17 protein-coding genes are annotated in these 19,918 nt (G+C 57.1%); 8 read left to right on the top strand and 9 right to left on the bottom strand.

All coding sequences use genetic code 11. The features are described from left to right. Positions 1-17: 17 nt before the first annotated feature. Positions 18-1,283, bottom strand: a complete 1,266-nt coding sequence (locus E3O11_RS16535) for a lipopolysaccharide biosynthesis protein (protein WP_134495659.1) — start codon at positions 1,281-1,283, stop codon at positions 18-20. A gap of 70 nt (positions 1,284-1,353) precedes the next feature. On the opposite strand from E3O11_RS16535, the gene E3O11_RS16540 reads away from it, so the two are divergent. Continuing rightward, complete coding sequence (locus tag E3O11_RS16540; protein WP_092452594.1) at positions 1,354-2,265, top strand: glycosyltransferase family 2 protein; 912 nt, start codon at positions 1,354-1,356, stop codon at positions 2,263-2,265. On the opposite strand, the gene E3O11_RS16545 is transcribed toward E3O11_RS16540, so the two are convergent. The 3 genes from E3O11_RS16545 to E3O11_RS16555 all read right to left on the bottom strand — a co-directional run bounded on the left by E3O11_RS16545 (position 2,262) and on the right by E3O11_RS16555 (position 7,518). Next, positions 2,262-4,193, bottom strand: coding sequence for a DUF7657 domain-containing protein (locus tag E3O11_RS16545; protein WP_139226685.1), 1,932 nt, complete (start codon positions 4,191-4,193; stop codon positions 2,262-2,264). The genes E3O11_RS16540 and E3O11_RS16545 overlap by 4 nt on opposite strands. 180 nt (positions 4,194-4,373) lie before the next feature. After that, a complete protein-coding gene (locus tag E3O11_RS16550) occupies positions 4,374-4,952 on the bottom strand; it encodes an acyltransferase (RefSeq protein ID WP_134495663.1) in 579 nt (192 codons plus the stop codon). An 82-nt stretch (positions 4,953-5,034) separates the two neighbouring features. After that, entirely contained in the window at positions 5,035-7,518 is a 2,484-nt protein-coding gene (locus E3O11_RS16555; RefSeq protein WP_092452586.1) for a glycosyltransferase, read from the bottom strand. A gap of 352 nt (positions 7,519-7,870) precedes the next feature. Between E3O11_RS16555 and E3O11_RS16560 the strand changes: the two genes are divergently transcribed. From E3O11_RS16560 to E3O11_RS16590, 7 genes are read left to right on the top strand one after another with little or no spacing between them, the layout of a single operon-like run. Beyond that, positions 7,871-8,968 (top strand): AAA family ATPase, encoded by a 1,098-nt coding sequence (locus tag E3O11_RS16560; RefSeq protein WP_166787615.1) that lies wholly within the window; start codon positions 7,871-7,873, stop codon positions 8,966-8,968. A 53-nt stretch (positions 8,969-9,021) separates the two neighbouring features. Then, positions 9,022-10,839 (top strand): polysaccharide biosynthesis protein, encoded by a 1,818-nt coding sequence (locus E3O11_RS16565; RefSeq protein ID WP_092452678.1) that lies wholly within the window; start codon positions 9,022-9,024, stop codon positions 10,837-10,839. Positions 10,840-10,844: 5 nt separating this feature from the next. Next, positions 10,845-11,978, top strand: a complete 1,134-nt coding sequence (locus E3O11_RS16570; RefSeq protein ID WP_092452580.1) for a DegT/DnrJ/EryC1/StrS family aminotransferase — start codon at positions 10,845-10,847, stop codon at positions 11,976-11,978. Next, entirely contained in the window at positions 11,975-12,646 is a 672-nt protein-coding gene (locus E3O11_RS16575; protein ID WP_092452577.1) for a sugar transferase, read from the top strand. The genes E3O11_RS16570 and E3O11_RS16575 overlap by 4 nt, the downstream gene beginning before the upstream one ends. 14 nt (positions 12,647-12,660) lie before the next feature. Beyond that, complete coding sequence (locus tag E3O11_RS16580) at positions 12,661-13,614, top strand: NAD-dependent epimerase/dehydratase family protein (RefSeq protein WP_092452574.1); 954 nt, start codon at positions 12,661-12,663, stop codon at positions 13,612-13,614. 53 nt (positions 13,615-13,667) lie between these two features. Further along, positions 13,668-14,798, top strand: a complete 1,131-nt coding sequence (locus E3O11_RS16585) for a glycosyltransferase family 4 protein (RefSeq protein ID WP_170851600.1) — start codon at positions 13,668-13,670, stop codon at positions 14,796-14,798. After that, positions 14,795-15,985: a hypothetical protein gene (locus E3O11_RS16590; protein WP_092452568.1), complete on the top strand. Its 1,191-nt coding sequence runs from the start codon at positions 14,795-14,797 to the stop codon at positions 15,983-15,985. Before E3O11_RS16585 ends, E3O11_RS16590 begins: the two co-directional genes overlap by 4 nt. Before the next feature lie 12 nt (positions 15,986-15,997). Here E3O11_RS16590 and E3O11_RS16595 read toward each other — a convergent pair whose 3' ends face one another. Genes E3O11_RS16595 through E3O11_RS16615 form a run of 5 tightly spaced genes read right to left on the bottom strand, consistent with a single transcriptional unit; the run spans position 15,998 to position 19,652 of the window. Beyond that, positions 15,998-17,035, bottom strand: coding sequence for a 3-oxoacyl-ACP synthase III family protein (locus E3O11_RS16595; RefSeq protein ID WP_277871293.1), 1,038 nt, complete (start codon positions 17,033-17,035; stop codon positions 15,998-16,000). Next, on the bottom strand, positions 17,013-18,023 hold the full coding sequence (locus E3O11_RS16600) for a 3-oxoacyl-ACP synthase III family protein (RefSeq protein ID WP_092452562.1): 1,011 nt from the start codon (positions 18,021-18,023) through the stop codon (positions 17,013-17,015). The genes E3O11_RS16595 and E3O11_RS16600 overlap by 23 nt, the downstream gene beginning before the upstream one ends. Beyond that, the gene (locus E3O11_RS16605) at positions 18,020-18,661 is read right to left on the bottom strand and encodes an acetyltransferase (protein ID WP_092452559.1); all 642 of its coding nucleotides are present in this window, start codon (positions 18,659-18,661) and stop codon (positions 18,020-18,022) included. The genes E3O11_RS16600 and E3O11_RS16605 overlap by 4 nt, the downstream gene beginning before the upstream one ends. After that, positions 18,658-19,416, bottom strand: a complete 759-nt coding sequence (locus E3O11_RS16610; RefSeq protein ID WP_092452556.1) for an SDR family NAD(P)-dependent oxidoreductase — start codon at positions 19,414-19,416, stop codon at positions 18,658-18,660. The genes E3O11_RS16605 and E3O11_RS16610 overlap by 4 nt, the downstream gene beginning before the upstream one ends. Before the next feature lie 2 nt (positions 19,417-19,418). Beyond that, positions 19,419-19,652 (bottom strand): hypothetical protein, encoded by a 234-nt coding sequence (locus E3O11_RS16615; RefSeq protein ID WP_092452553.1) that lies wholly within the window; start codon positions 19,650-19,652, stop codon positions 19,419-19,421. Between the last annotated feature and the right edge of the window lie 266 nt (positions 19,653-19,918).

Consider the following 19,918-nt stretch of genomic DNA (forward strand, 5'->3'; position numbering starts at 1 on the left):
GTTGCGAAGACGGCTTTTCAGCCTATCGGATCATAAGTCGTCGCCCGCAGGGTGGGCATTCTCTGGGGCAGGAGCGACACCACCACAACCCCGAGTGCAGTCACGGTATAGCCGACAGTGACGCCGATCGAGGCCGCGATAGTTCCCGTCCACAGGGGCGTAACAACGATCATAGTTCCGAGTCCAACGGCCAGTCCCGTGATGGAGAAGACCGTGGCAGAGACAACACGATTGCTGGTGAGAAGGTACGCGGTCGCGACCAGCCCGATGGAGAATGCAAAAATACCTGCCAACAGCATGGACATGATTGTGGATGCGCCGTCATATTGGCTTCCGAAGACCACGTTCACGATGAGGGGACTCGCGAGGGCAACCGCGCCAAAAACAGCCGCAAGTCCAGCCGCCATACCCGCCAAGACCAGAACATATCGACGGCGGGTTCCAGCTGGATCCGTTGCCAACCATTCTGAGAAACGGGGAATTAGAACTTGAGTGACTGCCTGGCTCAGCATCGAGGCGGGAGTCGCGAGCGACATCGCCGCAGCGAACAAGCCCGCCTTAACCGGCGATTCAACAATAAATACGTAGACCATCGCAAATTGAATCAGACCGTTTGAAGCCAGCAGCCCCAGGGAATTCCACGACGTCAGCTTCAAAATGCTCGTCGGTTCAACAATACTTTCTTGTCGCAATCCCTCGTGTCCATGCTGCGCCCGCAGCCAGGTCTGAATACCGAAGATTGCATAACCGATGGTGATCGGCCACAAAAGAGCCCACGACAGTCCGGCCCAGAGCACGACAGCAAGCAACGTCATGGTGGCAAGCGCCGCCACGACGTCCCATATGGCTGCTCGTTCAATTCGCCCGAGGCCCACTTCAATTCCCCGCGCCAAGATGTACCCAGAATAGGAAACGATCAGGGCAGCGATCATCACGACGTCGGCAAGCCCCGCTCCCAAAGCCAGGATGCTTATGGGTATCCCGATGGCAAGCATCACGACGCACGAGATCCAGAATGTTCGCAGGATGAGTCGCATGGAATGGACAGGGGTGTGACCTAACGAACGCGCGTGTGCAAGAAAATGTGATGCCGCGTTCCCGGCTCCCGTCGGCCACAGCAGGGACAGGATGAGCGCCAGAGCCAACCAGGCCGACACGTGCGCGAGATCGCCGGGCCCCATGAAGCGCCCGATCAGCACGGAGTATCCGAAGCGAGACAGACCCAGCACAAGTACGCCTACTGTGGAGACAGCGGCCTGGGACGCGAGTGCGGATCGATTCACCTACAAATGCTACCCGGCAGCAGTGCAGGCACGAGCCATTCGGTGTGCCGCCCGACAAAGGAGCCTCAACGTGACACTGGACATCATGATGCCCTTCTACGGCCGAGCGGACCATTTTCGCGCCGCGGTCGACAGCATCCTCGCCCAGACTGACCCTGACTGGAGGTTGTTGGTCATTGACGATCACAACCCCGAGGAGGCTCCCGGACAGTGGCTGGTCGAGCTTGGAGACCCGCGAATCCGGTATGTCCGTCACACGGTGAATGTGGGCATCAACGCAAACTTTCAGAGCGCCATCGACCTAGCTGAGGCTCCTTGGCTTACGATTTTCGGTTGTGACGACGTCATGCTCCCCGGTTACGTTGCGCGTATCAAAGAATTGATCGACATGCACCCCGAGGCCACCTTCATCCACCCGGGAACGCGGGTAATTGACGAAAATGGCGATGTCACGATGAACCTCGTTGATCGAATGAAGGCGGTATATCGCCCACGCTTCCACGGTTCCCTCGAGCTTTCCGGTGAGCGGATGGCGCTCAGCCTCACCCGAGGCAACTGGATGAACTTCCCGGCCATAGCGTGGCAGCGGGATGCTATTTGTCGTATCGGATTCCGCCCCAATTACAAAGTTGTTCAAGACCTCGCACTCGCCATCGATCTAGCATTTGCGGGTGCACGACTGGTCGTCGATGATCAAGTGGTATTCGAGTATCGGCGTCACTCAGGCAGCGTGTCGTCGTGGCGTGCAGCCGAGGGCAGCCGGTTTGCCGAAGAGCAGGCGTTTTTTCGGGGTCTTACACGAGAATTTTCCAATCGAGGCTGGCGACGTGCCGCCCGGGTGGCGCGCACGCATGCTTCATCGCGGATTAATGCGATGACCAGGATCCCCGAGGCGGTAGCGGCACGCAACTCGGACGGCCTGCGAATTCTCGTCCGTCACATATTAGGCCTCAAGGTGAGCGCGGCATCACAGAACCCCTAGCTTCTCGGCACCACCTTGAGGATCGACATCTGAGTTTTCGGCAGATTGAAGCCGGATTCTGTGGTCAAACAGGCCTGGTCAATCCGCTGGTCTGTCGACAGCACGTATTGAATATTTTCCTGGGCGAACTGTGAGCATGCGTCGAACGTAACGCTGATTTGGTCTGCCGCGGGATTGGATACGACTGGCTCCCCTGGCGCTGCCGTCCAGCTCACCCCGGCGAGTCGGTTCCATTCAAACTCGTAGGCATCCGCTGGGTCGATAGCCGACCACATTTGCTGTGAAGGCGCGCCTTGAAAACCGTTATAGGCGCGCACACCAGATTCAAGCAGCATTGCGGTTGTCAACCCGCTACCGACCCCCACCCAGGTCTGCGGGTTTGCTTCATCAATGGCCCTGATGGCCTGCGAGACGTCTGTTTCGCGCAGGTCGAGCACGCCGCGGTACACCGGGTTGGTGAGTCCGCTCCCAGCTACGGTGACGATGAGAAATGCCGCAGCACCGAGCCGCGGCTGTCGCCGGGCGAAGAAGAAAATTGATGCAGCGGACAAGGTGGCCCAAACCCACCACAGTTGCGCCGTCTCCAACATCGCGGGGAGCCCGCGAAGAGCCACGTATCCGATGAGCAATTGAGATGCTAGAAACAACCCCGCAGGAATAATTGCGAGCCACCAACCGGCCCGCAACCGGTACTTGTCCAGATAGCTGACAACGTAAGCCAGCAGCCCGATTGAGGCCAGCCCCATGCCTAAGCGAACACGGTTTCCGGTTGTTTTGTCGAGCAGAAGGAGCTTCGACAGACCGTCCCAGCCGGGGAGAAAAAGGTAGGCAAGAAACAGCACCACAACGAGAATCAGGCCGACCAGGGTCCACGGTACGGACCTCTTTGCTTTCATCTCCCGGGCAATGATCCAAATGACGACTGGCAGCAGAAAGATCCCAATATAGAAAAAAGTGGATGCCTCGGAAGAGTTGGCGCCCAAAAGCCCCGCGCGCTGGTCGTTGAGTGATTGTGTGAACGACGATCCGACAGCTGACATGAAACTCGGCAGATCGCCCATTCCGGGCGGCGACGAGCGGTCTCCAGGGTAGGCCGTTCCAAGAAACGCATCCACAACAGTGCGCTTGGAATACAGCCAGAGACCGGTAACCGCGGATGCGACGAGGCCCCCGGCCAGCAGTGGAGCTATGCGCTTGAAAACACCACCTCGGAAGGGCCTCTGTCGAAGGTGATCTACGAGCTGACCAACGGCAAAGAAGACGACCACCAGAACGGCAGGCACTATGAATGGAACGTAGATCCCCGTCGCCATTACAACAGTCAGATATCCGACAATGCTTGCCCAGATCCATCGTGATGCCACCGATGAGCTCTTGAACGCCCAAACTAAGGCCGCCATGCTTGTCAAAGCCCACACTGCGGGCCAAAGAGTCGTGGATAAATACCACCATTGGAAGAGCGGGCTAAAGAAAAACCCGACGGAAATCATGGCCACAACGATTGGACGACGGGGAATGACCGACACAAGAAACACGTACGCAGCCGCGATGAGCGCCAATCCCGGCAGCCACCATTTGAAGGCTATGGCGTGGTCCACGTCCATCACCATGAAACCCCATAGGTGCGGGCGAAAGGCAACGGTCCAGTCCACGCGCGGGAGGTCCTGAGGCAGGGTGGCATCCATCCCGCCCGGAAACGTCTCATTGGTGAGTGGAAGGCCCTGCTCTACTTGGGCGATCGCCCACACGGTCTGTACGTTCCACTCGTCGGATCGAGTGGCCTGGGGCTGGCCGGCGATCAGGTCAGGGTCACTCCCGTACGAGATCTGGTCGTGGAAGACTCCCGAGGAAGATCCATTGATCCCGAGCGCCACCAGCACGATTCCCACCAGCACGAGTAATGCCGGCAGAGCCAGAAGCACTCGCACCCGAGGCAGATTGTCGCTTTTCGGTGAAATGAACCGGCGATATCGGGCGAACCACTCAGCCGAAGCTGATGGTGCTCCCCCCGTCTGAAACGATGACACATTTTCCCCTTGCTCGATCAAGCCTGAGATCCGCGAGGAGACGCGGTGAACCCAAGTTTCAACAGTAAGCGATCGATTCCGCTATCGGATTCGAATATCCCAGACGACATTGCTGCGCAGCACCTTCGCCGGTTGCCCACCGATAACGGAGTTGTCGGGAAAGGTCTTGCCCGTTACGAGCGACCTGGCAGCGACCACAGAGTCACGTCCAACGCGACTCCCTCCCAAGATCAGCACCTCGGCGCCCAACCAAACTCTGTCGTCAATGACGATACTTTCGGCAGGATTCAGTCGCTCGCCAGTGTCCTTGTCGAGGATGGAGTGCATGTCGGACGTCCACACATCACCCCCGCCAAACAGACAGTGACTTCCGATGGTGATAGAAGACGGCTCGTGCATGAATAGCCGGAGTGCACCGTTGACCATCATCCCTTCGCCAAGGATCAGGTGGCAGCCGTCGGACATAAATATTTGCAATGACGTATTCAAGGTGGCAAGCCCGGAAAGGTCAATCGAACAATTGGAACCGCTGGTAATAGAAATTCGAGCCAGAACGGTTTCGGAAACTCCGTCTGTAACCACGCTCGTTCCGTGCCCTAACTCCCAATTCTGCGAATAAGAAGGCTCGTGCACCACTTTGGTCCTGTTGAAGAATCTCATACTCGAGGCAGCGTTCCTTCCCACGACCTGACTGTACCGGAGCCCTCCCGAAAGATGATGACTCCGCGCGCGGATATGTCGATCACTTGCGGCGGCGCAGTCTGCTCTGAACTTTCTTGACGACCACGCGCGGTCCACCGGCACGCAGGTAGTGCACGAGGAGACCGATGTCGTGCCGAATGCCATGTTTCGGCCGGCGCACGAAGGTACGACGCACAACGCCGTTTCCGGCTGCCACGACGCCGCTCTCAATCAGGTCGGGAGCATGGCGAGGATCAGCAACAAAACTGACCAGCGGTTCCAGCACCGTCTGCCACTCGTACTCAGCGCGAACCCGCTTGATGTTTCTGCGTGCGGCCTTGATGAACGTCTCGTCGAAGAGCACCTTTTCCAGGGCATCCGTGAGCGCCGCGACGTCGCCAGAGGAAACGACGATGCCGAGCTTCTCCGCGGCGACGAGTTCCGCGAAATGATCGCCTTCGGTGACCACCATCGGCAGCCCGGCCCACAGGTAGTCGAGAATTCGGGTGCGGAAGGAGAAGGTGGTCTCGACGTGCGCGAAATGCGTGCTGACGCCGGCATCCGCTTCACCGAGGTAGTTGTGCCGTTCGGCGTAGTCAACCCAGGAGGCATTGAAGAAGACGGCACGATCCAGCACGCCGAGCTCACTGGCCAGGGCGCGGGACTCGGCGACGATTCCCATCTCGGGCACGCCGGGGTGCGGGTGCTTGGTGCCCTGAAAGAACAGTCGAACGTTGTCGTGGCGCGTTGACAGATCGGCCACGGCAGAAATCAGTGTCTTCGGGTCAAACCAGTTGTACAGCCCACCGCTCCAGAGCAGCAGTTTGTCGTCGGTGCCGATTCCGGGCAGCACGCCCTTGAGCACCGGGCTGGTCGCTGGCGGAAAGACGGGGTTGAGGCCGAACGGCACGACGTTGATGAGCTCGGTGAGGTCGGGGTCGTCGGCGTAGTTTGCCGGATTAACGCGACCCAGCGCTGCGAGCTGTCCCAGATAGAAGTGGCGCTGACGTTCAGACGCACAGAGAAAGAAGTCTCCGCGCGCGAGTTGCTCATTGAGCACGTCGGTGGCGTCGGAGACCTGCCGCTTCCACTGCTCCGTACCCTGCTCCCGGCCCTGCTCCAACTGCTCCAGGTGCATCGGGTCATAAATATCGGCGACGATAATCTTGTCGCTCTTGCGCAGGGAATCAAACAGCGCCATGGCGAGGCCCTGGAAGACGATCACGTCACTGGCCGATTCCAGTTTGCGCATGGCCCGGTCATCGCCCGGTCGCACGTGCACGATCTCGAATGGGGCAGAGACCGGCTCGGCTCCCGCCAGAGTCACGAGAGTCACGGCGTTGTCCTTGGAAAGCGCCTCGGCCATGTGCCAGGCACGAATGGCCGGACCCGCCATCTTGGCGCCGATCGGGTCGCCGGTAATAATGAGCACCCGGTTCAGCACGGGCACCTCGGTCACTCCGAAGGCCTGAATGATCTTGTCGTAGCCCTCCAGATAGTGCTCGGTCGGGTAGGAGGGGGCATCCGTTTCAACGAAGAGCGGCCAGATTCGGTTGTCAGCGACGACCCGGCTCGCTTGAATTTCGTTGCGCGACACCAGCAGAGACGGGAGGTTCTCGACAAACTGATCAATCGCGTACATTCCGGCGACGGTCTCTTTGGCCACCGTGGTGTCTGGCCCGTTGTCAGCGCCCTTGCGCAGATCGAATTCGGTGGAGTCGAGGCTTCCGCGCGCCACGGCGCGGCGCACGGCCAGTGCCAGTGTGGCGGGGAACGTTTTGGCCAGAGCTTCGTCGCCGAGGTTTTTGTACTGCGTGAACAGGGCGTTGCGTTCAAGAAGATAAGTCTCCTTGAACGAACCGTACGAGCCCATGGACGCGTGGTGTTTGTGGAAGGCGATGGATGCCGGCGCATACGCATAGCGGTATCCCTTGAGGTTGAGCCGCCAACCCAGGTCGACGTCTTCAAAGAACATGAAGTAGCGCTCGTCGAAGCCGCCGAGCTCGTCATAGACATCCCGGCGAACGAACATGGCCGAGCCAGTGCCGAACAGCACGTCCTGCTCAACATCCGGCGTTGTCGGTAGCGGCTGCCCGGTGAGGGGCTTGTAGCCCATGCCGAACCAGGTCATGGCCGACCCGATGTAGTCCACCAGAAGGCCATCCCAGTCGACAACCTTGCTGGCAACCGCGCCAATACGAGGGGATTTTTCGAAGGTCGCCACGGCCGCGGCGATCCACTGCGCATCCGGCTTGGCGTCGTTGTTCAGAAACGCCAGGTACTGCCCGGAGCTCGCTGCCACGCCCAGGTTGCAGCCGCCGGCAAACCCGAGGTTCTCCTTCGAGACAACCAATTTGACGTGCGGCGCAGCGGCTCGCAAACGAGCCTCGCTGTCGTCACCCGACGCGTTCTCGACGATGATGATTTCGAGCTGGTCCTGCGACCAATTCAATTTCTTGAGGTGCTCAAGCGCCTCGATCGTGTCGTCGGTGCCTCGGTAATTCACGAGTACAACGGAAACGACACCCGGTCGGAGCTTGGTCATGCGGGCCTCTCTGAGGGGAACTAGTGCAGCCCGCAGTCTACCAATTCACACTACGGGTGCGTTCAAAGGTGCTCTAGCGCCCCGCGTTTTCTGTAGAATGAGGGTCTATGCCAGCCGAGCCTGAACTGAACTCATGACGGAACCGATGATGCGACTAAGCGACTATCTAAGACTTCTACGGACCAGCTGGGCCCTCATCCTCATCCTTTGCCTTTCGGTGGGTGCGCTCGCTTTAGGTCTGAACTCGCTGCAGTCACCGGTCTTCCGGTCAACCGCAACTCTGTCAGTCGCTGCCTGTGTAACGTTCGAAGACGGCGCTGGCTGCGACCCCGTGAGAGGAACGGCGTACGCCGTGCAGCGCGCGGTTATCTACGCGGATCTCGCAGCGTCAGATCCAGTCGTGCGTCAAACAGCAGCAAGCGTTGACTTCGAAGTAGACGCACGAGCATTAGCGGCCGCAATTACTGCTGCAGCCCGAACGGGAAATCCTCAACTCACGGTCAGCATTGACTGGCCGATTGAGGCGCAATCCGCGGCGCTCACAAACGCTGTTTCAGCCGCGATCATGGATTATCGAAGCGCAGCAATCGACAGCGTCAGCGGAGACAGTTCCTACGTCGAGCTGTTCATTTCAGATCCTGCTCTTGGCACGCAAAAGCTCACTGAATCAGCCACCACCGCAGTCGCCTTAGGGCTCACGCTCGGTCTCGCACTCGGGTTGGGCCTCGCCTTCGTAAGATATTTCTTGGATCGCCATCTCCGGACCCCCCGGGAGGCCCAAGATTTGACCGGCCTCAATCTTGTGGCACGTCTTCCCCTCGGCATTAAGGCGAACCAGCGGCATCAGCCTCCCTCGGAGGCATTGCTGGCCGACTCTTTTCGCCGCATCAGAGCCGTTGTGCTGGAGCGAATGAAAGTAGCTGGTGCGCGAAACATTCTCATCACCTCTGCCCAGGAAGGCGAGAATGCCGTTGAAGTCGCAATCCACCTTGCATCGTCGATTGCTGAGACTGGGATGCGCGTACTGCTCGTCGACGCAGATCTCTGTGATCGCAACATTGGCACCCACTTTGGGTTCGACAATAACGGGGGTCTCGTCGACCTAGTGGCGGAAGCAGCGTCTTCGAAAGAACTACTTCACCAAGTCGGCACTAGTTCTCTGAGCCTTCTAACATCGGGGTCAAAGACCGACGATGGTTCCGATTTCATGTCGCACGGTGCTGTTCTGAAAAAGCTCTCAGAGTTGACATCCGAGTTTGACATCACAGTAATTGCCGCTCCACCCGTTCTATCCCGTTCAGACACGCTTTCTCTTTTGCCTGCAGCTGATGCTGTTCTCCTTATAGCCGGGGTCGGTGTCGTCCATCGCCAGGAACTCGTTCAGACTGTTCTTACTCTGGATCAACTTGGGAAACTGCCGATTGGCTTTGTCGCAACAGGCGCTGCTTAGCCGATGAATGTGTCTTTCGAAGAAAACAACCGGTCGTGGAGAGAATCGAAGCAATGACGAGTCAGAAATCGAGAACACGGTTACATCAACGCTTGGCACCGTTGCGGATCTTGTTTGGTGGACAATTCTTCTTTGACTCTGCCTCTTGGGCTGCCGCCCTTATCCTCGCCACCATCTTCCGGTACGAGTTTGCGCTTCAGTACGTCTCGTGGTTGCCTCTCCTCAGCCTCTGCGCAGCCGCGATCGTTCTGCAGTGGCTAGCGGGCCGCATGCTTCACCTGTACCGCGGCAGATTCAAGGTCGGAACGTTCCACGAGGTACAGTCGCTCGCATTGACCGCCTCAATCGTCGCAGTCATAATCGGACTGCCAGTTCTACTTTTTGGCATCATCCTGCAGATTCCGCGCAGCGCTGTCCTGGTTGCCTTGCCAATCGTCCTGGTACTCATGGGTGCCGCGCGATATCTACGGCGTCTACGCGCCGAGAAGAACGCAAAGCCCGACGAGACGGCACAACGAACAATCATCTATGGCGCTGGGTACCTAGCCAGTCATCTCGTTCCGCAAATGCTCACTGACCGCCGTTCAAAATATCTCCCGGTGGCTCTGGTTGATGACAGCCCCACAAAGCGAAATTTCTCCGTACATGGAATTCAAGTATTGGGCACAGGCAATGATCTTAAGATTGTCGCAGCGCGCACCGAAGCTACGGTGCTCATCGTGTGTATCGCACGAGCCAATGCAGCACTCATTCGGAGTGTCACCGACGCCGCGAGTGAGGCCGAACTCCGTGTGCTTGTGCTTCCGCTTATGGACGAACTGCTGGAGACCGGATTTGGGCTCGGAGACCTCAAAGACGTGTCAATTGAGGACCTCATCGGGCGCAACCCAGTTGACACGGAAATTGAATCGATCGCCGATTATCTGACCGGTAAGAAGATCTTGGTTACCGGTGCCGGTGGGTCGATCGGCTCAGTTCTGTGCAAACAAATCGCGAAATTTGCTCCGGCCGAACTCATGATGCTCGACCGAGACGAATCCGGCCTTCAGTCCACCCAACTCGCAATTGATGGAAATGGGCTCCTTGATACCAGAGACGTTATTCTCGCGGACATCAGAGACCCTGAGGCAATCTTAAAGATATTCAACGAACGTCAACCTGAGGTCGTTTTCCACGCGGCCGCACTCAAACACCTGCCGATGCTGGAGCAGTACCCCGACGAAGCGTGGAAAACAAACGTGATTGGTACGCTGAACGTTCTGCAGGCTGCACGCGCTGTCGGCGTCGGAACGTTCATCAACATCTCAACTGACAAAGCTGCCAACCCTACGAGTATCCTCGGTCACTCAAAACGAGTCGCCGAGAAGTTGACTTCGTGGGCGGCTCAGGAGACTGGCAAAACCTACCTCTCCGTACGTTTTGGCAACGTCATAGGAAGCAGAGGCTCGATGCTTCCGACATTCACGGCGCTCATCGAGTCCGGTGGCCCCCTCACAATTACGCATCCCGATGTCACCAGATTCTTCATGACCATCCCCGAAGCCTGCCAGCTTGTCGTTCAGGCTGGCGGCATAGGACGGCCGGGTGAGGTCCTGATTCTTGATATGGGTGTTCCCGTGCGTATTTTGGATATTGCAGAGCGCATGATCGCCATGTCGGGCAAGAACATCGAGATCGTCTATACCGGCCTCCGCCAAGGAGAGAAGCTCCACGAAGAACTTCTCGGGGATAGCGAATCCGATTCGCGCCCGCTGCATCCGAAGATCTCTCATGCACTAGTGGCTGCCCTTGAGCCCAGCAAATTGGATAAGCCTGAATGGGATCGCCGTGCCGGGGTCAATTCTCCCTACCAAAGCGTGTCGGAGCATTGAACACTATGACCAAACGTATCTTTATGTCCGCACCCGACGTCGGGATTCTTGAGGAAACATACGTCACGAATGCGATTCGCTCCGGTTGGATCGCACCCCTCGGCCCAGATGTCGATGCCTTTGAGAGTTCGATAGCGGAGTTCACACAACGTTCCCATGCAGTTGCGTTGAGTTCCGGAACTGCGGCGCTTCACCTTGCTCTGCTGGCTCATGGGGTGAAACCCGGCGACATAGTTGTGACCTCAACGATGACATTCGCGGCCACTGCCAACGCGATTCGATATGTGGGCGCTGAGCCGTACTTCATCGATTCAATCGCCTCCACCGGAAACATCGACCCGGCGCTGCTGGACGAGGCATTGTCTGGTCTCTACGCACGGGGAGAACGCCCTGCGGCCGTTCTCCCCGTGGATCTCCTCGGAAAAGTCGCCGACTACACCGCGATCCGTGCACTCACCGATCACTTTGACGTGCCCATCATCTCCGATGCAGCGGAATCTCTTGGAGCAAGCCTGGCGGGCCACCCCGCAGGATCTTTTGGAGCAGCGGCAGCGATCTCCTTCAACGGGAACAAGATTATGACGACGTCAGGTGGAGGGATGTTCCTTACCGACGACGCCCAGACCGCCGCGCGGGTGCGGTATTTAGCCACCCAAGCTCGGCAGCCGGTCGCGCACTACGAACATACGGAAATCGGCTACAACTACCGCCTCAGCAATATCTTGGCTGCCCTTGGCCGTGCCCAGCTGGAACGCCTGCCAGAAATGATTGCGCGTCGCAGGCACGTTCGAGATTTGTATCGGAAGCTCTTCACGCCGGTCGCCGGAGTTGAAATATTCGGGGGCGACAATGATTCGGGGGATAACTTCTGGTTGACGTCCATAACCGTCGACCCGAACGTCACCGGCTGGCCCGCGCATGAGCTCTCCACCGCACTGGCAGAGCAGAACATCGAAAGTCGTCCGCTGTGGAAACCCATGCACCTCCAACCAGTCTTTGCTCAGGCTCGGGCGCTCGTGAATGGTGCATCGGAACGATTGTTCGAAACAGGGATCACCCTTCCAAGCGGATCTGTGCTCACTGATGCGGATCTGAGTAGAGTCACAACTGGCATTCGAGCATTCTTGAGCACGAAATGAACCGCGACTCTGCTGGATATGACTTTGCAAAACGCGGCGGAGACGTTCTATTCGCCACCATCGCTCTAGTCATCTCGTTCCCTGTACAAATCGTGATCGCCACTCTGGTTGCAGTGAAACTCGGGCGTCCGGTCTTGTTCGCCCAGCCCCGGCCGGGGCTCAGCGGCAGAATATTCACCCTCTACAAGTTCCGCACAATGAAGAATGTCGACTCTGCCGAGGATCTGCGCACAGACGCCGAGCGGTTAACTCCATTCGGAATGGCCCTCCGCGCTACAAGCCTCGACGAACTCCCCACACTGATCAATGTCGTCGTCGGCGACATGAGCCTTGTCGGTCCCCGCCCGCTGCTGGTCGCCTACTTGGACCGATACACCGCAGAACAGGCCAGACGACACGACGTACGCCCTGGCGTTACGGGTCTAGCGCAGGTCATGGGACGTAATGCTTTGAGCTGGGCGGAGAAGTTCGCTTTGGATGTCTACTACGTAGATCACAGGTCCCTGGCCATGGATGTCTTCATACTGTTCAAAACTGTTCGCGCCGTGGTCAAACGTGACGGCATCAGTGCAGCGGATAACGCAACCATGCCAGAGTTCCAGTCAGGTCAATCAGGGCATACCGGAGCCTTAGACCAAGACCGCGAGCGCTTTCCCGCATCAGATTAGAAATAGGTAGTAAAATGAAGGTTCTCATCACCGGCGGCGCCGGCTTCATCGGATCGAATCTCGCCCGCCACATCAACGCGCAATACCCCGGCTGGGATGTGCATATAATCGACGACCTCAGCACCGGATACCGTGAGAATCTAGCCGGTATCGATGCTGAATTCTTCGAGGGCAGCATTTTGGACCTTGAATTTCTTGCCGCCGCAGTCGCCGGAGTCGACTCTGTGGTGCACCTTGCCGCGATCCCCAGCGTGCCCCGATCCGTCGCCGCGCCCCGCCCCACTCACGATGCCAATTCAACAGGTACTCTGAACGTTCTGGAAGCGGCACGAACGGAAGGCATCGAACAAGTAATCGTCGCTTCGTCCAGCTCCGTCTACGGCAGCAATCCCGCACTTCCGAAGTCTGAGTTCGACTGGACCCGACCGATGAGTCCCTACGCGGTGAGTAAACAGGCAACTGAAGGGTACCCGCTCGCCTATAACTTTTCCTATGGAATGAAGAACCTCGCGTTTCGATTTTTCAATGTATACGGCCCCGGACAGGCCGCAGGACACTCGTATGCAGCTGTAATTCCTCAGTTCCTCGATGCGGCCCTCTCAGGCGAGACTTTGGTCGTGCATGGTGACGGGCTCCAGTCCCGCGACTTCACCTTCGTCGGCACGGTGTGCGATATCATTGCCACAGCAATTGCTGAGGGGATTCACTCGAACGACCCGGTCAATCTCGCATTCAACACCAACACCACTCTTATGGACTTGATTTCTCGGATCGAAGAAGAACTTGGTCACCCTGTCGAGACAAAGCATCAGGCCACACGCGTCGGCGACGTAAGAGCTTCGCAGTCTGATGGCATCCGCGTACGAGCGCTCTTCCCGAAAGTGGTACCGGTCACGCTCCGATCCGGTCTCGCCAAAACTGTCGTCTGGTTCCAAGAATCTCGGGCTGGATCGACCGAGAAGGCATGACACGACCACCCAGGATACTTCTCGGCGTCACATCAGACGTCTCGTTGACACTTATGCGCGGTTTTCCCGAGTTCCTGCGCGACAGGGGTTGGGAAGTCCACGTAGTCTCCACACCAGGGCCAATGCTCGATGTAATGTCACGCGGAGCCGGTCTGTTCACGCACGCCGTTCCCATGGAACGTCAACCGTCGCCGCTGAAAGATCTGCGTGCACTTCTTGCGTGGTTCCGCTTATTGCGCCAAGTTCGACCGAACGTGATCTCCGTAGGTACGCCCAAGGCCGGTCTCCTTGGGGGAGCAGCGGGATTGCTGGCCGGAGTTCCCAACCGCATCTATTTGCTGAGAGGTCTCCGCCTCGAAACGGCTCATGGATTCCAGCGCTGGATCCTCACGAAGCTTGAGAGACTCTCGTTGATGATGGCGACGGAAGTCCTTTCCGTTAGCCCGAGCTTGCAACAGCGTGTCATTTCCCTCGGTCTCGTGGCGCCCGAAAAAATCAAAGTCCTCGGTCACGGAAGTTCAAATGGCGTCGACTTGGCCGGTTTCACAGCCGAGAACTTCTCAAAAAAGCACTTGGCCGATCTGGCAACACAAATTGGACTTTTGAAAAACATACCAGTCGTCGGCTTCGTTGGTCGATTGACACTCGACAAAGGTTTGGCAGACCTCGCAGAAGCCCGGTCGATTCTTGAGAAGCACAAGGTCGACCATCAAATCCTTATCGTCGGCGAGGTGGATGAAGGCCAGCAGCAAGATATTCTGTCGAGACTAAGCTCCGCTGGCCGGCCGGTCATCAAGACCGGGTACGTCCCAGACCCAAGGGCTTACTATCATTTAATGGATCTGCTGTGCTTGCCCACTCATCGGGAGGGCTTCCCAAACGTCGTTCTCGAAGCCGGCGCCTCTGGCTTGGCCACAGTGACCACAGATGCGACCGGCGCAGTGGATTCCGTTATCCACAGCCAAACTGGCCTCGTTGCCGTTGCTGGTGATCCCAAATCGCTCGCGACCCAGCTGGAGCAATTATTACTCCACCCTGAGTTACGATCCGATATGGGCCGGGCGGCCAGAGCTCACGTCGTTTCGAGCTTCGATCGAACCCTTGTCTGGGACCGATTGGCCGATTACTATAGTGCCCTAGCGGTAAGGACCTCCCCCCCCTCGCAAGTTCGGCGGGCTAAGTGACTTTTATAGCCACGCTGGCAATTGCCACTTTTATCGTCGTCGGGCTTGGAACTGTCACCCTGGCCGGACACTTTTCCAGAACGCTTGCTCCAACGGTCTTCTCTTTCGGCATACACATACTCGCCGCACTCTCGATCTACCACACAGTTGGACTGGGCGCACCAGACGCAGAATACTACGACAGAGCAGCCTCATCGCTCGCATTAGGGGGACCCGAGGTCAGTGTGACCGCCGGCAAGGAGGGGTGGGTCTTGCTTCTGGCAGCCGTCTACTCACGGCTCGGCCACGTCCCAGAACTCGGCCTCGTCTTGAATGCCACTTTTGCTGCCCTCACTGTCTGCATCGCCGGAAGAATAGCGGCGAAGCTCAGCCTCCCCGTGAGCGTCACTGCATGGATCACCGCCGCATTCCCTTCCGGAATTTTTTGGAGCTCACTCCTTCTTCGTGAGTCAGTAAGCTGGCTCCTCATCGGTTTGTGCGCCCTCGCATTCGCGGGCCTCGCCAGCGGAAGGGTGAGGTTACTGGACATTGCCCTCGTTCTAGCCGCCCTGTCCGGTCTCTTGCTCGTGCGGGGCACCGCTGCAATCGCCGTAGCAGCTGCCGGGTTTATCGCTATCGCGTACGTTCGACGGCGCTACCTGTCCTTTCTTCTTGGGGCGCTAGCCTGCGCTCTTATTGTCGTAACAAGCCCGTTAGGAGCCCGTCTAAATGACATCATCGGCGGCATCACCATCGAGACATTCAATACATCTCGCACTGCTCTAAGCCGCGCGGCCGCAACGAGTTGGCCTACCGTGGAAGTCCATGGGCTGAGCTCGGCCTGGGAAGCATTTCTCGTAGCATTCCCCCGCGTAATGTTCGGCCCGTATCCATGGGAATGGCCCTCCATGCCCGTCCCGTTCGCACTCGACGGGCTCGTCTGGCTCGTAATTCTCGGTCTCACCATACGAGGCTGTTTAGTTCTGAAGGACCGGCGCGTAGTGATACTCCTCCTTCCAGCAGCTGCCCTTCTTGCCGCCCTCATCGTGGGAAGCGGCAACTATGGCACGATGGAGCGGTTACGCATCCAGTCGACGTTCTTGCTCATCCCCGTAGCCGCAGCTGGGTACACCTCGTTGATTCCACGCATGGCCGGTCGGAGTTCAGAAACCGACGACGGAAAAGAAGAAAAAACCCAAGAAGCTTAATTTAAGCTACGTCTACCAACGAACGATCATCCCGCCCCAAGAATAACCGACGCCGAATCCCAACAGCATTACGGTCATTCCTGGCTTCAGTGCGCCCGCCTCCTCTGCCTCTCTCAAGGCAATCGGAATGGTTGATGAGACTGTGTTTCCAGAATTTTCCAGGGAGACATAGAACCTCTCCTCATCCACCCCAAGCTTTTTGCGCAAATGCTCGAGCATGTACTGATTGGCTTGGTGGAAAACAAATAGGTCTACGTCTGCCAACGACTTAGACGCCTTACCCAGAACAGCCTGTACCGCGTTAGGAACGACACGTAACGTGAAATTAAAGATCTCGGGTCCGTCCATAAATAGGTCTAACCCGTTGGAAACCAGACCTCGCGATTCGGGCAACGCCTTTGGTGCAACCGCCTCACCGGGCCGAAGTCCGCCTCCAGGCACGATAAGGTTCTTCCCGCCCGACCCGTCGGTACCGTAAGCGAAAGCATATAGACCTTCCGCTGGCGCACCGTGAGTAACCAAAGTCGCAGAAGCACCGTCTCCAAAGATCGTCCGAACCGACTTATCCTTGTCATTAATGAACTTGCTGTAGGTATCAGCGGTGAGGACCAGAACATTTTCAACTTGGCCAGATTCAATCAGCCCCTTGGCAAGACCCAGTGCATAGATATAACCGGAACAACCAAGACTTATATCTGTTGCCCCGACACGGGTCGACAAGCCCAGATTTCCCTGCACAATGCACGCCGTCGCCGGCATAAAAAAGTCCGGGCTTTGTGTGCACAAGACGATGTAGTCGACGACGCTACGATCTATCCTATGTTCCACGAAGAGCTTCTCCGCAGCCTGCGTTGCCAAGTCGGACGCAAACTCGTTCTCACCTGCAATGCCTCGTGAACGAATACCCGTTTTAGACGCGATCTTCTCTACGGTCCATTCGGGAAACTCTGCAGCTAAGACATCATTCGTCAGCTTCTGTTCCGGAAGAAAGTAGCTCACTGCGGCTATTCGCGCCTTCAAAGGAACACTAGCTCCACTCAATGACAGCACCTCCCCAAGACAGGCCAACGCCGAATCCTAAAATCATGATCTTGCTGCCCTTTCTGATTTTCTCTCCTGCGCTTGCTCGAGCAAGCGCAATGGGTATGGTCGACGAGCCAGTGTTCCCGACGTCAGCGATTTCTATTGCGAACTTCGACTTATCGATGCCCAACTTCTTTCGGAGGTGCTCGATCAGATATCCATTGGCCTGATGAAAGACGAAATAGTCGATTTCTTCTAGAGCCAAACCGGTTCGGTCAAGGACTTGCGCCACGCAGTCAGGCACGACTCGAAGAGTGAAGTTAAATATCTCCATGCCGTCCATGTACATGTCATAGCCGTTAGTTTCTAAACCACGAACGGACACCGGAGACCGTGGAGAGTACGACGCGCCTGGCCTCAAGCCCCCGTTGGGTATGACCAAACTCGGGCCCCCGCGACCGTCAGTGCCGTAGGTGAATCCGGATAGCTGTGACGAACCTGCACCCCCAGTCACTAGGGTCGCAGTGGCCGCATCCCCGAAGATAGGACGAGTGCTCTTGTCCGAGGGGTTCGCTAGCTTGCTGTGCGTCTCAGCGGTGATGACAAGTACGTTCGCGACTTGCCCTGATTCAATGAGCCCCTTAGCTAATCCTAGCGAGTAGATATACCCAGAACACCCCAAATTGACATCGACGGCACCGATTTCCGTGCGTAGGCCCAGCTCATCTTGAACGAGGCACGCCGTCGTGGGCAGAAAATAATCAGGAGTTTGGGTGCAAACGATCAGGTATTCAATAACGTCTGGGTGGATCGCCTTTGAGGCGAATAAACGCCGTGCGGCATTGACGGCAAGGGTCGACGTGAATTCTTCACTGTCCGCAATGCGCCGCTCCAATATTCCCGTTTTCGCGGCGACCTTGTCTATCTTCCAATCAGGAAATTCAGCATCTATTTCAGCATTCGTCAACACCGCTGACGGAAGAAAATAGTCAATGCCATTCAGGTGAGAGTTCATACATTCCTCAATCCATAAGACTTGCTCGGATTCCCAAAACTCGTGACCCCTGGAGGAACATCACGGAGGACAACACTCCCCGCGCCGACAAGGGCCCCCGCCCCAATCGTCTTTCCCGGTATGACGGTTACAGCCGTACCGAGAAAAGCGCTCTCTCCAACTTCCACGGCGCCCGTCAAATTGCACGAGGAGCTGAGGGTAGCAAAATCACTGATCACCACGTCATGGCCAATGGTGCAATTTGAATTAATGTGCACGTGGCGTCCTATTCTGATATCTGAAGATATGACGACGTTGGGACACACCACCAGGCCAGCGTCTGCAACTACGTTAATCCCTACAAGAGCGAGATCGTGAAGGAACTGAACGAACACTCCCGAACGTGCTTCAATCTTCTCGACTACCTGCTGCCGTGCCTCCGGTGAACCAATAGCGCAGATCAATTTGTCATTCCCGGACGGCACATATTCCTCAATCGTGCCGATACACGGTGCGGGCAGCCCGCTGACATGGTCTCGATCATCGATGTACACGATGCTGTCAATTTTTTCACGCTCAAGAAATTTAGGCGACGACCGCAGCCAGGCGAAAATCTCTCGCCCAAAACCCCCGGCGCCGACGATAACAATTCTGCTCATTGCGCGGTATATCCTCCATCGACGGCTAACGATGCGCCTGTGACCCACTTCGATGCCGGGGAGAGTAAATAGAGCACAGCAGCGGCGACGTCTTCTGGAAGTCCCAGACCGAGCGGATGTGCCGCCCGAACTTCCTCGAAGTTTTGGCTTCCGATCGCTTCCGCCAAAGACATCGTCATGGCAGTTTGGACGACTCCTGGACTTACACAGTTGACCCGAATACCCTCACGGGCCAGCTCAAGGGCAAGCGACTTCGTCAAAGCCAAAATGGCACCTTTGCTCGCGGCGTATAAACTCACTCCCGGTTGGCCCACGACTCCGACTGCAGAAGACAGGAGGATTAAAGACCCATTCGCTCGCCGCACCTGCTTGTGCCGGAATGCCTTGGCCACCATAACGGCAGAACCAACGTTGAGATCAAATAGTTCATGGTAATCCGACGACTGAACGACGCGTAGTGGAGCCGTCTTATGCATCCCCGCGGCGTGAACGACTCCGTCAAGCCCCCCAAGCTCCACGGCAGCGCTGCGCACGACGTCCGCAATCCCATCCAAATTGCTCAGGTCGAACGAAAACTTAACGTGCCCATCACCCGACATCTGTGCATGAGTTTCCTCAAGTTGAGATTCGTTTCTGGCCACGAGCGCTACACGCGCACCGTATCTACTTGCTTCGATCGCCACCGCACGGCCAATCCCGCTGGATGCACCTGTAACCAGCAGGGTCTTGCCACCAAGCTTCAGAAAATCAGGAATAGCTACTCGCCCTTGATCGCTGACCCGGCGAGAGCAAACAGATCCTGCACAGTTTCACAGCGACCGAGGGCGTCCGCATCAACTACCGCGTTGTGGCTCATGTCGAGGGCCGCAATGAAACTAATGTTTGCCAGTGAATCCCAGTCAATGTCGGCCAATCTGTCCGTGAGCAAAACCGTACCGGCGTCAACTTCCAGCGTTTCCTCGACGAGATGAATAAAATCGTGTACTTCCACGCTACATACCTCAATCTTTGATCAACAACACTCTGTTTTTCTAGACTACTGCCGAGGTGCACTTCGTGCTAAATTTTGGCCTGCGCCGCGCGGAACACTCGCTTACAGCGCCGACGACACGCCCAACAGACGTCACCAGGTGCTTCATGAACTCTCGCCCTCTCTGTCAACCTTGGATAAGGCACCGGGATCGTCCCGAATAGTGTCGTAGAGGGCGGGGAAGGAGTTCCCCTTGACGAACGCAGGAATGACAGGACTCAGCTCGA

The organism is Cryobacterium levicorallinum, assembly GCF_004402405.1.
In the GTDB taxonomy this organism is placed as follows: domain Bacteria; phylum Actinomycetota; class Actinomycetes; order Actinomycetales; family Microbacteriaceae; genus Cryobacterium; species Cryobacterium levicorallinum.

Bases quoted from the DNA above. Each gene is read 5' to 3' on its own strand.
- E3O11_RS16555 (WP_092452586.1), bottom strand. From the start codon at position 7,518: ATGACCAAGCTCCGACCGGGTGTCGTTTCCGTTGTACTCGTGAATTAC.
- E3O11_RS16575 (WP_092452577.1), top strand. From the start codon at position 11,975: ATGAACCGCGACTCTGCTGGATATGACTTTGCAAAACGCGGCGGAGAC.
- E3O11_RS16605 (WP_092452559.1), bottom strand. From the start codon at position 18,661: ATGAGCAGAATTGTTATCGTCGGCGCCGGGGGTTTTGGGCGAGAGATT.
- E3O11_RS16570 (WP_092452580.1), top strand. From the start codon at position 10,845: ATGACCAAACGTATCTTTATGTCCGCACCCGACGTCGGGATTCTTGAG.
- E3O11_RS16600 (WP_092452562.1), bottom strand. From the start codon at position 18,023: ATGAACTCTCACCTGAATGGCATTGACTATTTTCTTCCGTCAGCGGTG.
- E3O11_RS16565 (WP_092452678.1), top strand. From the start codon at position 9,022: ATGACGAGTCAGAAATCGAGAACACGGTTACATCAACGCTTGGCACCG.
- E3O11_RS16580 (WP_092452574.1), top strand. From the start codon at position 12,661: ATGAAGGTTCTCATCACCGGCGGCGCCGGCTTCATCGGATCGAATCTC.
- E3O11_RS16550 (WP_134495663.1), bottom strand. From the start codon at position 4,952: ATGAGATTCTTCAACAGGACCAAAGTGGTGCACGAGCCTTCTTATTCG.
- E3O11_RS16585 (WP_170851600.1), top strand. From the start codon at position 13,668: ATGCGCGGTTTTCCCGAGTTCCTGCGCGACAGGGGTTGGGAAGTCCAC.